Annotated in this window: 10 protein-coding genes; 2 read left to right on the forward strand and 8 right to left on the reverse strand. The window is 40.8% G+C overall.

Translation table 11 applies throughout. The features are described from left to right. Positions 1 to 224 precede the first annotated feature (224 nt). Entirely contained in the window at positions 225 to 428 is a 204-nt protein-coding gene (locus KK060_RS23675; protein WP_254157555.1) for a hypothetical protein, read from the forward strand. A 24-nt stretch (positions 429 to 452) separates the two neighbouring features. Here the strand turns inward: KK060_RS23675 and KK060_RS23680 are convergent, their stop codons facing one another. The 8 genes from KK060_RS23680 to KK060_RS23715 form a co-directional block, all read right to left on the reverse strand. Further along, positions 453 to 998, reverse strand: coding sequence for a HEPN domain-containing protein (locus KK060_RS23680; protein WP_254157557.1), 546 nt, complete (start codon positions 996 to 998; stop codon positions 453 to 455). Then, positions 998 to 2,164, reverse strand: a complete 1,167-nt coding sequence (locus KK060_RS23685) for a GmrSD restriction endonuclease domain-containing protein (protein ID WP_254157559.1) — start codon at positions 2,162 to 2,164, stop codon at positions 998 to 1,000. The genes KK060_RS23680 and KK060_RS23685 overlap by 1 nt, the downstream gene beginning before the upstream one ends. Positions 2,165 to 2,252: 88 nt before the next feature. Beyond that, the gene (locus KK060_RS23690; protein ID WP_254157561.1) at positions 2,253 to 3,551 is read right to left on the reverse strand and encodes a restriction endonuclease subunit S; all 1,299 of its coding nucleotides are present in this window, start codon (positions 3,549 to 3,551) and stop codon (positions 2,253 to 2,255) included. Then, entirely contained in the window at positions 3,551 to 5,020 is a 1,470-nt protein-coding gene (locus tag KK060_RS23695) for a class I SAM-dependent DNA methyltransferase (RefSeq protein WP_254157563.1), read from the reverse strand. Before KK060_RS23695 ends, KK060_RS23690 begins: the two co-directional genes overlap by 1 nt. 19 nt (positions 5,021 to 5,039) lie before the next feature. After that, positions 5,040 to 8,294, reverse strand: coding sequence for a type I restriction-modification system endonuclease (gene hsdR / locus KK060_RS23700; RefSeq protein WP_254157565.1), 3,255 nt, complete (start codon positions 8,292 to 8,294; stop codon positions 5,040 to 5,042). A gap of 45 nt (positions 8,295 to 8,339) precedes the next feature. Next, complete coding sequence (locus tag KK060_RS23705) at positions 8,340 to 8,978, reverse strand: uracil-DNA glycosylase family protein (RefSeq protein WP_254157567.1); 639 nt, start codon at positions 8,976 to 8,978, stop codon at positions 8,340 to 8,342. 163 nt (positions 8,979 to 9,141) lie between these two features. Beyond that, complete coding sequence (locus tag KK060_RS23710) at positions 9,142 to 10,767, reverse strand: hypothetical protein (protein WP_254157569.1); 1,626 nt, start codon at positions 10,765 to 10,767, stop codon at positions 9,142 to 9,144. 183 nt (positions 10,768 to 10,950) lie between these two features. Further along, positions 10,951 to 11,283 carry a hypothetical protein gene (locus KK060_RS23715; protein WP_254157571.1) on the reverse strand — a complete coding sequence of 111 codons (333 nt, stop codon included), beginning with the start codon at positions 11,281 to 11,283 and terminating at the stop codon, positions 10,951 to 10,953. An 80-nt stretch (positions 11,284 to 11,363) separates the two neighbouring features. Here KK060_RS23715 and KK060_RS23720 point away from each other — a divergent pair, with 80 nt between their 5' ends. Then, positions 11,364 to 11,579 carry a helix-turn-helix domain-containing protein gene (locus tag KK060_RS23720; RefSeq protein WP_254157573.1) on the forward strand — a complete coding sequence of 72 codons (216 nt, stop codon included), beginning with the start codon at positions 11,364 to 11,366 and terminating at the stop codon, positions 11,577 to 11,579. Positions 11,580 to 11,586 lie beyond the last annotated feature (7 nt).

Consider the following 11,586-nt stretch of genomic DNA (forward strand, 5'->3'; position numbering starts at 1 on the left):
ATTCCTACCAGGGAATACTGTGTTCACATACAACCTCCTGAAAATCAAACAACTTTCTTAGCTTGACGGCTATGGATAGAAATCGGGACGCAGCGCTTGAACGAGACGCTTGCGCTAGATTCGGGTTTTAACAATGGAAGCATGATAAATTGAAAGTCTGGTATTGGCGTCCTAGAGTTTATTAATTATGGTGTAAAAATAGTAAGAGAAATTAAAGGCAGTGAATGAGCAACTTCAAATTCACTTTTGAATTTAAAAAGCGTATGCTTACGTCAGCGGACGCTGACACATTATACGTCCAAGCGGGACGCTTGAACGAGACGCTTGCACCAGATCGGGTTTCTATCAAGGCCCCCGAAGCGCTACGGAATGAAATAAGATTCACGCTTGACGAAATGTCGCGTTATTACAAAGTGAAAAAGCTTTAACTGCGCAATGGTAATTAAGAATAGTTAGTCAAGATGTAGCTTTTGGCGCACGTACGAAACAAATGGTTCAGCGCGTTTAAACAAAAAGTAAATCTCGTCCGTGGTCTTATCATCATATTCATATGCAGCTAGATTGCTGTGCACCAAGATATTTCTTAAGTGTCCAACTTCTATAAAAGCCTTTATCGCATCAGCAATTTCAGGGCGACCCCTAACTTCTGAAGATATTTGAGTTTTGAACTCGTTCCCAAAAAACGACCAGAACTTGTTGGCATTGTCACCAAACTGAGTTATGTCATTTTGCTTTCCCCATTCGAATAATGTGTGGTATCGTCCTGAAATTGCGGCCTTTTGTAAGAAATTAACAAGACGTGCATCACCATTAGTTGCTTTGCTGACATAGTCGCTAAGCGCCTTAGAAATTTGACTCTCGAAATAGCTACCAGCTGAAAGCAATAAAACTTTCCGGAAATGTTTATTGAGGTCATTTAAGAGAGACAATTCTAGTCGATCTCGCAAAAGTCTTGCGATTGCATCGTACTCAGTTTTAAGTCTGTCAACTGCGTTCATCAAGATAGCAAGATTGCTTTAGCCTTCGCTAGCCTTAGCGCTACGTTCTTAGTGTCAGCAGTTCGAGATTGCGTAGCTTCTACAAACTCTTTATCAGTTTTAAGCTGCTTGACTTTACTTTTGTCTGTGAGCCTTATGTTTCTTTCAGATTTAAGATAGGTGTCCTCGGTGAGAGCTACGAAGATTGATTCATAGAGTGAAATGTTAAAACGACCGCTTTGTGTAAAAAATATTTTTTTATCAATTGTACAAACGACCCTCGTGAATTCAAGGAAAAGAGATTCAAGGTAGAAAATTTGGTCGTCCGAGAATTTTCTGGCTTTTGCCGAAAAATCATTTAAGAACTTTGTAAGGCTGGGCGCATACTTTTCGTGGTTGACCAGCATCGCAAATCCCCGCAGCAAAATCTCTACGTCTTTCATATTTAAATCTGGTGTTTCTTTGGGCGTTAGGTCGCGCCAATTCTTATCCATGTTGATACGATATAGCATATCGTAAAATTTTGAATGGTAAAGACTAGTGCGAATTTCTTGAGGTTTCAGATTCACTCCGCCAGAGTTTAAGCGGTTGAATATTTCAAAAACTACTGAATCGCCATCATCCGGACTGTTTTGTTTGACAATGATATTTCGGATAGTCCTAAGATTGAAGGCTGTCCTGTCGTCATCGGAAAGAGTGGCATAGTTCCGTCGATTAAATCTATTTTTCCGGCCAGGAAGATGCTCAGGCAATGACAGATTAAAGTCAACAAAGTAAGCATTGTCATTTAGGATATTCTCTGGAATTCCCTTTGACTCATCAAAGATTTTTCTCAACTCAAACCTTTTTTCTTTCTTTGGAAATCTTTTTAGGCTAAAAAAGTAGATTGTAAAATATCTTTGCTGACCGTCAACGACTAAAAAATTATTTTTTCCTTGTTCGTACAAAAATATTTGAGGGATGGGAATTCCTATAAGTATAGACTCTATTAATTTGGAAGCCCTTTTGATGTCCCAAACATAATTTCGTTGAAAGCCAGGTATTTTTACAATACCTGAACCAATAAAGTCCACTAAAGTTTTAACATTAAAATCATTTGGGGATGCCGAAATTTCATATTCGGTAAAACTGATTTCGGTGTCGTCCACTTCCACATCACCTTCATATTCTTCATAATCGGTAGCCATTTTTTATGAGTTAAATTTATGTTTCTTTAAATGTTCTTGTGTTTGAGTATATGAAGTCTAAAAGAGCGGTATTAAAACGTTTAAGAGGTTATTGTTCATTAACTCTGGCATAAACAATTTTAACCTCTGCTGCCAGTGAACGAATTTCTTCAAACACTTCTTCATCGTTAGCTTTTACTAGTTCCCCTCTAAAAGCCTTTGAAAGAATAGCCTGCGGTAGTTGATCTATTTTTTCCTGAAGTGTTTTGTACCTAGCTTCAATGCGATCTGCCACGGCAAAGAGTGACTCTACTCTAAGAACGATTTCTTTTTGTTCTAAAGAGGGGGGAACTGCTACCGGTATAGAATTTAATTTCGATTGCGTGAGTTTTGGTTGAGCAGATCCCGTAACGTAAGGAGAAAGATCAATTGAATTGATGAAGTATGCTAGATATGAATTTACAAAGTCACCTTTACTCCTTACAACATGGGCGTGGTTATTAACCCAAACTTTCCCTTGGGTTATAAAAGCTTGTGGTTTTACTCTCGAAAGCAGATTAGCACCGTCTTCGCCAATTAGCAAATTTTCACCATCATGAGTATAGCCATCAATCGTGTCAATGATTCCGGTCGCACCGTAATATGGGAAGTTGCCTCTTTTATTTTCCCTCTCTTTCGTTGAAATAGGTTTTCTACGCCCGTCAAAGTTTTCTACGTAATTGCCGAATTTGACAAACTTCCATTGCTCTGGCAGTCCGTCAACACCGTGCATCCAATCGATTCCAAGTTTTCTCAATTCAACTTCAACGTCAGCAAAGTTTAATTGTCTCCACTCCTCCGTCAACTTACCCGTAACCGCTTGCGTAAGCACAGCCTGGCGGAATTGTTTGAGGAGATCAGGGATTTTTTCGAGGCGGGCTTTGAGTTGATCGAGGTGCGCAAACAACTTATCTAACTTGGCAACTATGCGCTTTTGTTCGGGAAGAGGAGGAACTGGAAATGGGATTACTTTCAGACTACCCTGTGTAAGCTTTAGTCGAGTGGTACCACCTACAAAGCCAGTGTAGTCAAAATGGTTTAGATAGTGGAGGACAAAAAGATTAAGTGTAATGCCACTTCGTGCCTTTAATACGTGAGCATGATTATTCACCCAACTTTTCCCATTCACCATAAAAGCCACGTTTTTTTCTTTTTCAAAAAAAGGTGCTCCGTCTTCTCCCAGTAAGACTAGCTCTTCATCGAAAATAAAATCGTCTATCCAGCCAGCTTGTCCTGTAGCTCCGTAATAAGGAACATCCCCTTGTCTTTTTGCACGCTCGTCTGCATTAACGGGGATTCTCTTATTATCAAGAATATCAACACATTTTTCCAATGGCAATATTTGCCAGTGTTTCGGGTAACCGCTCATCAAGACAACTCTTTTATTACCAATTCAAGTTCTTTCATAATAGCTGTAACTTCAGCCTGAGCAGCTTTTGCCAAATCAATGGGCTCTACATCAGCACCATTAGTCCCATTATTTCCATCTGCAATCAACCCAACATCCAACGAATCATTCTTCCCAGCAATCTCTTCTCGCGTAAACTTCTTCCACCTCGTGTCAGTAATCTTTTCGCGCTTCTTAAAGTTGACTGTTCCATCAAACTTCTCCTTCACGTTGTCAACAGAAATGCCACCGGTGTACGCCAATACAAACTCTGCAAAATGCTTTCGTGCTAAAGGATTTCTCTTGCCAAGGCTCTCCATATTCGTGCGCATGTCGTAAAACCAAATCTGCTTTGTGTTACCAGTATCGGTAAGTCCGCGTTCAAAGAACAGCACGTTGGTCTTTACACCCTGTGCATAAAATATCCCGGTAGGTAAACGCAAAATGGTATGCAGGTTACACTTGTCCATCAGGTCTCTGCGTATTCTTTGACCATCGCCATCTTCAAACAAAACGTTATCAGGTAATATCACAGCAGCACGAGCAGGATATTCACCTTTTGTTTTCCTTAACGAACGGTATATGTGCTGCAGGAAATTTAATTGCTTGTTACTGGTAGGGTAGGTAAAGTCATCACGGCTCGGGCGCTCTCCGCCTTTCTTCGTTCCGAAGGGCGGGTTAGCCAGAACGCCATCGTAGTCCTTCATCTTTTTACCTACTTCACTCAGCGTATCTTCCATTAAAATCTCACTTTCCAACCCGTGAAGCTTGGCATTCATAATCGCCAGCCTGTGTGCATCCTGCACTAACTCACATCCACTAAAAGCTTTTTCTACCTGAAACTTTCGCTGTTTAGTATCAATAGTGTAGTAGTTGTCTGTCTTTTCCTTCAGGTATTGATCGGCAGCAATCATAAAACCGAATGTACCTGCTGCCGGATCGTTCCACCGTTCGCCAACTTTGGGCGAGACCAAATCAACCATTACATTGATGAGAGGCCGCGGTGTGAAGTATTGCCCCGCACCGCTTTTCTTTTCGCTTGCATTCCGCTCGAGCAGGCTTTCATAAATCGTTGCAATTTTATCACGCTCCTGATCTTCGAACCAGTCAATGGCATCAATTGCAGTAATCAGCGTTCTCAGATTTACCGGCTTCCGCAGTGTAGTAGACGCGTTGGTGTAAATCTCTGTTATTGCGGGGTTCTTTGCTTTTGTTGAAATGTTGGTGAGTAAGTCCCGATAAAGGTCAAAAAGCTCTTTGTTGTCTTTTGTATCTACTAGTTTTCTCCAGCGGTATTCTCCCGGTATGTCTTTCTCGAAATTTTTTACTTCTGACAAGCGTAGGAAAAGTATGTATGTAAGCTCGTTCAGGTACTGGTGATAGGTTACACCATCATCCCTCAGAACATTGCACAATCCCCATAATTTATTTGCTATTTCTTCTGCACTCATCGGCTAGTGTATTTTTTTATCAAGCTGTTTCAGAATATAGATTCTCATTCAATTGTTGGAGAATACTCTCGAGGTTGTTTTCAAAAACTTTGTCAAGTTTCTTGAAGCCGCCTTCTTCACTGAAAGGCGGTCTGTCAAGGTCTTCTTTTTGCAAGATCGTCTCATGTTTCAATTGTGCTTCAAAGCGGTCAAGCCATTTCGTTTGCACCATATTCCACTTGCGCATCTTACGGATCTTATCCACCGCGTTTTTTATTCTCACGTCATGGGGCACAAGACTGGTACCCAGCGAAAGTGTACGGATAAATGAAATTAAATCTGCAGCGATATCCTCATTTCTCACATCCTTCCAGGCGTGCCGGAGCTGCAAATCTGTATACCCTTCGTTGTCCAGCAGCATGTACAATTCTTTTAAAGATCTTCTATCAAGTTCTGTTGGTCGGGTGCGAATTAATTTAATCGCGGCAATCTTGTTTTCATTCTCCTCAAGAAATTTTTTGAACCCGGTAATATAGTCTTCCGGCTTTTTTCCTTTTCCATATCCGCGTTCCGGTTCTCGTGCCTCATCCTGAGGATCGGACCAAAGCTGATGCGAAGGCGATGGTTTAAACTCGTCGAGGAATGTCCAGAGGTCGTTCGACTTTAGAATTTCAGCAATGGCATTATTAACAGGAAGGTCCTTCAACATCGAGATATATTCGCTAACGCCTTTTCCCCCTGAAACAAAAGCAAAACGTTCTTCAGCCTCATGAGTAATGCGCCTGCCTTTTCGCTGCAGCTTCGCAATGATTTGTTCAATCTGAAGTTTCAATCTTTCTTCATTGCTTTCAAAATGCTGGATTTCGTCTACCAGTCCCTTGAAAGTGGTTGAAGGATTTGGCACCACCGGCTTCATGTTCGTATAGTCTTCCAAAGCCTCATAGATACCCACCGCATCAAATATTCTAAAAGTCTCTTTTTTAATCTCCTCGCAGAGGCGTGTTGCGCGGCCTAGCATCTGCTCATACAAGATCCTCGATCGAACCCTTCGCATAAACACCAGGTTAGTGATAGCAGGAACGTCAATACCTGTGGTCAGAAGATCAACTGTAACAGCAATGTTGGGGAACCTTTCATTTTTAAACAGCTTGATCAGTTCAAGAGGATCGTATGACTTACCCGTAATCTTCGCGATAGCGTTGTCTCCCGGTTCGATGCCAATTTCCTTAAACTCTTCCTTGAACAGTTGCACGAGTAAATCAGCATGAGGATCTGAGGCCGCAAAGACCAGTGTTTTTTCACTGCCTTCGGGATCGAGATACTGCACCAGTTGTTTTACAACCGTTCTGTTGAAAGATTCGGTAAGCACTAACTTATTGAATTGCTCAACCTCTATTTTCAATTCATCTTCGAGTGCATCCAGCTCCTTTATTGAATTCGTTTCCTTCTCGTATACTTTTGGTTTTTCACCTTTCTCCCAAATTATTCCCTCTTCGCTCAATTTAGTCTTGATTCGAATCGGTGGTTCATGGTCAACCAGGAAACCATCAATAACCGCTTCACGGTAAGAATAATTGTAAACCGGTTTTCCAAATATCTCTGTAGTGTGTAGGGCAGGGGTGGCGGTAAGACCAATGGCGAAAGCATCGAAGTAATCGAGCACCTTTCTGTACTTGCTTACGTAGTCTTGCTGGTTTTTGAATTCCAGGTCGCCTTCGTTAATTTCTTTATCGAGCAGGTATCCACGGTGGGCTTCGTCAATAATAATGCAATCGTAAGTATCGATCGTTGGTATCTCGCCCGGCTCTTCATCATCCTTATAGAACAATCGCTTCACAAGGCTCTGAACGGTAGCAAAGTGAAGACGGGTATCCACGTCAGGAATAGCCTTCTTCATTTCGTCAACGCGATAAATGTCAGAGAAGGTTTTAAGATCATCTATCTTATTATCTCTAAAAGCATTGATGGCTTGTATGCCAAGGGCCGTGCGATCTACAAGAAAAAGAATTCTTTTGAACCTGTTTGACTGAATTAAACGGTAACACAATCCCATAATTGTGCGCGTCTTACCCGTTCCGGTTGCCATGGCCAGTAAGACTCTTTTTCGTCCACTAGCGTTAACGATGGCTTCCTCGACTTTGTCAATTGCCTTGATCTGATACTCCCGAAGACCAAGACCGCTCTTACTTTGAAGGAAATCCTTACTGTTATCCTTAAGCTTTGCATTTGCCGCAGCTGTGTCTTGTTTATATAACTCTACCAGACCCTCCGGGGAGAACCACGCCTGCAAGGGTCTTGAAGTATTTTCTTTGTTCCTAACATCGAGAAACCAGATGCCTGATTTTGTTTTAATCTGCTCCAGGTATGGCCGTCCATTAGTTGAAAAAAGGAAAGGAACTTTGTAAGAATTCCATTCGCCTAACAACTTGTAAGAAGTGTTTTCTGTAACAAGTTCTGCATACACTTTCGCTTGACGCAAATCCGTTGAGATATCCTGCGCGTATTTCTTCGCTTCTACGATAGCATATAGTTCGAGTCCGACAAATAGTGCATAATCCGCCCACTTGTCACCTGCTTTCCATTCTGCAATGGCAACATTCTTTCCCTTTTGCGGAAGTGTTTTATGCAATTTGAAGTTCAATGTTTTTGAATCGACTTCCCAGCCTGCTAATCGCAGTTGATTATCGATCAGTTCACGTGTCTCAGCTTCATCCAGATCGATCTTTCGCGAAGCTTTTTCAGATCGGGCTTTAATTTCTTCCTTCTGCGATGTATTCAACTGCTGAGCTTCCTTCTCAGCCAATAATGCATTGAACTTCGCTTCCAGTGAACCGTACTCTTTTTCTAACTCGTGTAGCGCATGTCTTGCATCCAGATTCCTTGGAATTGAAAACTTATGGTCTGATATATTTTTGTTCTCTTCAGAATACGTTTCGTAAAACCATTTCCCTAGTTTGAAAGCGGAGAAAAGAATTGTTTTAGCATCGTCAAGCGTTCCTTTGTTTTGATGCACAGCAATGTTACCGCGATGCTTAATATTATGCAGAAGGCTTGCAATATTAGGGGGGAGAGTGCCTTCATCTTCAAGTACCCTGATACGGTTATGAAACGTATCATCAGCGATCGTTTCGAAGCCATGAGTTTCAAAAATGAAGGCTACCAGCTTTTCACCAAATTGTCGAAGCTTGAATAGAGCAGTAACCGGATCGGTATGCAGATTATATTCTGCCGAACAGGCGGTATTGAAAAGGAGTGGGAATTCCCTTTCGAGGAAACCGAAGTTACTGCTAGTCATGTCCTTTAAGAGACAATTAGAGTTTGGGTTAGTAAAAATACCAATTTAACCATTGGAAGTAAACTTCTCTTTAAAGTAGTCAATTTTAAACTGTTTAACAGGTGTTTTTAATCCAACATACTTGTGTGCATTAGCTAAATAGCCCTGCGATTTAGAAAGGCCTACGTTAGATGTACCCGAAGGAGAATACAAGACCGTTAGTTGAATGGGTCTACCAAAGCGCGTATCTTTTAAAACAACACCTCTCGCCTCTTTAATTTCTTTAGTAATTTTTAATCCTAATATATTTTCATAAAATAAAGTGAACGCATTATTCTTTCCGAAACCACTGGTAAAGAGAACTTCCTTGATGTTAGAATCGCGAATTTGAGGGATAAGTTCTTCATTGAGTTTTACAGGGATCAAGTCCTCATCTAATGCAGTCGGTTTTTTTCGTGTACACTCAATTATTGTATCACTGATTGCAATCTTACGTTCATCCAGGAAGTTTTTTATACCTTCAACGGTAAGCTCAAAAGTATTTGGAAAAGCACTATTAAGAATTTTCCAAAGCGTCATCTCATTACCATAAAAGAATGGCAACAGAAATTTAGTGTGATCATGAGGATGAATAGTGCCAAGAATTAGCTTTACACTTGATTTCTTGATTGGGAATTGCTTAATATATTGATGCGTTGTTACCATGATGTTTTAAACTCAAAACCCATCCGCCATACCCATTACAGGTACATGCGGATGGGCTCCGTGTTTAAAAATAGCAGAACTTTGTTACAACAGCAAATGAATTATTTATTGCTCTGATTTTTAGTATTTTGCATTTATCTTCAGGCAAGTCCAATTAATTCTCCTACTGAATATCGTCAGAAAAAACCAAAAGCTTTTTCTCCTTAAGTTTGGCGTATTGTTCATCTGTTAAGAATATCACGGAGGCATATTGCCCATCTCCTGCTAAATAATAGAAGCTGCCTGGTAATTGGTTTTCTTCTACCACAGCTTTAACAAATGAAAAGAAGTCAGCATCGATCCAGTCACTATCAACCTTTAAGGTTTTTGTATATGTTTTGCCATTTAATTCAAACTCCAGGATGGTTTTTTCCTTATCCGTATTGAAATTATCCGAGATGTCAGTTGGATTAAACACGCCACGGGAAATGGCTTTATACGACTCTAATAGTTCTCGGTAGGGATCGTCAAGATTTGCAAGCTCAGTATCGAAGTTATGGATTACATCAGGGAACTGCGAAAGCACATCATTAAAAGTATTCATACTTACCATAGCAATGTTTTCCTTTGCCTGAAGCATGCTTTGCGCTGTAACATGGTCGAGTAAACCTATCTGCTGATAAAATGTGATGGCTTCGTCAATTTGTCCGGATGTAGGCAGCTGATCATGATTCTCGTATGAAATATCAAGCAGGCTTGTGCTATAACGAAACATATCAGTTTGCTTTTCCTGTAACGCAATAATGCCGAAATACCTGTAATTGGCTCCAAACGATAGGTTAGGCTTAACCAGGTACAACCGATAGCGTGACTGCTGATCAACAAGCACTTTGTTAAAGATTTGGTAAAACTCCTGCTCATCAATTTTACCAAGGTAATCGCCTTCATTACTATCAAGGGAGATAAAACTCTTTTGCCTGTACGCGCGACCATTACATTTTAACGACACGACCACATTTCTTGAAGTATAGCTTGAATCACTCATTACCGAATCTACTTCTATGCGAAAATGAAAGTCTGTAAAGTTTAATCCCGGAAAAATGCGTGCTACCTTCTCGTGAATTTCAGATAGGTATATAGCAGGATCATCAGAATAGGTTGCAAGGTCGAAGGAGACACCGTGGGTACAGTAGTCGAGGACATTGAAGGGCGACGTAATGGATCGCGAATTAATAGCATCGCGTAGTCGTGCGTTATTGGCATCCGGAACGATACCGTAGATGACAAGACTATCGGCAAAGTTGTGAAGGCGTTCAGGGGTTATTGTTTCCGCGTAAGCGGTATACATGGTCAACTCCTTCAACAGCTGGATTTCATGAACGTAGGTCGAGGCATCAAGCTTTTTTGTAAATAGGTTATGCGTAGTTGAATCTATTATACCGCACAACGCTAACTTATTCAGCAAGGTTATGAGGTGTTGACGTGTTTCCCTTTTAAACTCATCGGTAATACCTGTGGTATCAAAGGAGATAAACCCTAATGCTGAAGATTTACCAAAGTGCTCCTTAAGTTTAACGGCATAGATGGAAGCAAGTACCGCGCTATTCGATTGACGTGAACTGTAGTCCAAATATTCTTTAAACGCTGATCGTTGACGTTTCTTTAAAATATCTGCATCAACCAGCTTTTCGAATACACCATCAATATTATGCGTTTTACAGGAATTCATCATTACGAAAAGAAATAAGAGAAGGCATATTCTGAAGTGGGGCATGAGGGTGATAGCGTTGGCTATTGGTTTATACGACAAAATAACCTTGTTTTTTTCTTACTTGCAACGGAATATGAAATCTATACTGCGTTAGGGATTTTGTTCTGTGCTTTCAAATGTTTTAATGTTAAAGGTTTAAAGTTTAAAGTTGTTCGCAGTTCTAAACCTGAAACCTTTAACCTGTAACAAAATCAACAACCCAGAACCTTGAACCCAGAACAATTATACACCTTTAATTGACAGCTTTTTCCGCACCTCAAGCAGTTCGTGGTATGCCTTCAATGCCTGCCTCGTAACGGAAGTACTATCAGCCTTGATCTTTCGGCTTCGCCGTTCAATGATTTTGTAGTAGGCATCGAAGGTTTCATCTGAGTCTTCATCCATGTCGAGGCTCCTGAGGATGAGTGAATCCAGGTGTGGTTGGAAATACGAGTTGTCGAGGCCCAATTCCTGGAGGGTAGAGAAAAACCGGCGGGATTTGAGTTCTTCGCTGATGAGGTAGAGGATAAACTGGATGTCAGTTGGTAGCTCTATAAGGGAGTATTTTACTTTCATAGTATGAGGTTTTCTTTTGAAATACCAATATAACCATATCGGTTATATATCCAAAACGGTTCTATGCTGATCTTTACAAAATGGCAAAGAAAAAGGCCAATAAGGTAAAGTACAATCGCATCAAAGAAGTGCTCGATGAAAAAGGCGTGTCTCAAACCTGGCTTGCCGAGCAACTTGATCTTGATTTTGTTACCGTTACTCGTTACGTAAACAACCACCGACAGCCCGGCATTGCGGTCTTATTCGAAATTGCCAGGATACTAAAGATCAATCCACGGGAGCTATTGAATAGCTAGTTAAGAG

Source organism: Chryseosolibacter indicum (assembly GCF_018598585.1).
Lineage (GTDB): Bacteria > Bacteroidota > Bacteroidia > Cytophagales > Cyclobacteriaceae > Chryseosolibacter > Chryseosolibacter indicus.

Excerpts from the sequence above, each read along its gene's own strand:
- KK060_RS23675 (WP_254157555.1), top strand. The coding sequence starts at position 225 with ATGAGCAACTTCAAATTCACTTTTGAATTTAAAAAGCGTATGCTTACG.
- KK060_RS23715 (WP_254157571.1), bottom strand. The coding sequence starts at position 11,283 with ATGAAAGTAAAATACTCCCTTATAGAGCTACCAACTGACATCCAGTTT.
- KK060_RS23695 (WP_254157563.1), bottom strand. The coding sequence starts at position 5,020 with ATGAGTGCAGAAGAAATAGCAAATAAATTATGGGGATTGTGCAATGTT.
- KK060_RS23720 (WP_254157573.1), top strand. The coding sequence starts at position 11,364 with ATGGCAAAGAAAAAGGCCAATAAGGTAAAGTACAATCGCATCAAAGAA.
- KK060_RS23705 (WP_254157567.1), bottom strand. The coding sequence starts at position 8,978 with ATGGTAACAACGCATCAATATATTAAGCAATTCCCAATCAAGAAATCA.
- KK060_RS23690 (WP_254157561.1), bottom strand. The coding sequence starts at position 3,551 with ATGAGCGGTTACCCGAAACACTGGCAAATATTGCCATTGGAAAAATGT.
- KK060_RS23685 (WP_254157559.1), bottom strand. The coding sequence starts at position 2,164 with ATGGCTACCGATTATGAAGAATATGAAGGTGATGTGGAAGTGGACGAC.
- hsdR (WP_254157565.1), bottom strand. The coding sequence starts at position 8,294 with ATGACTAGCAGTAACTTCGGTTTCCTCGAAAGGGAATTCCCACTCCTT.
- KK060_RS23680 (WP_254157557.1), bottom strand. The coding sequence starts at position 998 with ATGAACGCAGTTGACAGACTTAAAACTGAGTACGATGCAATCGCAAGA.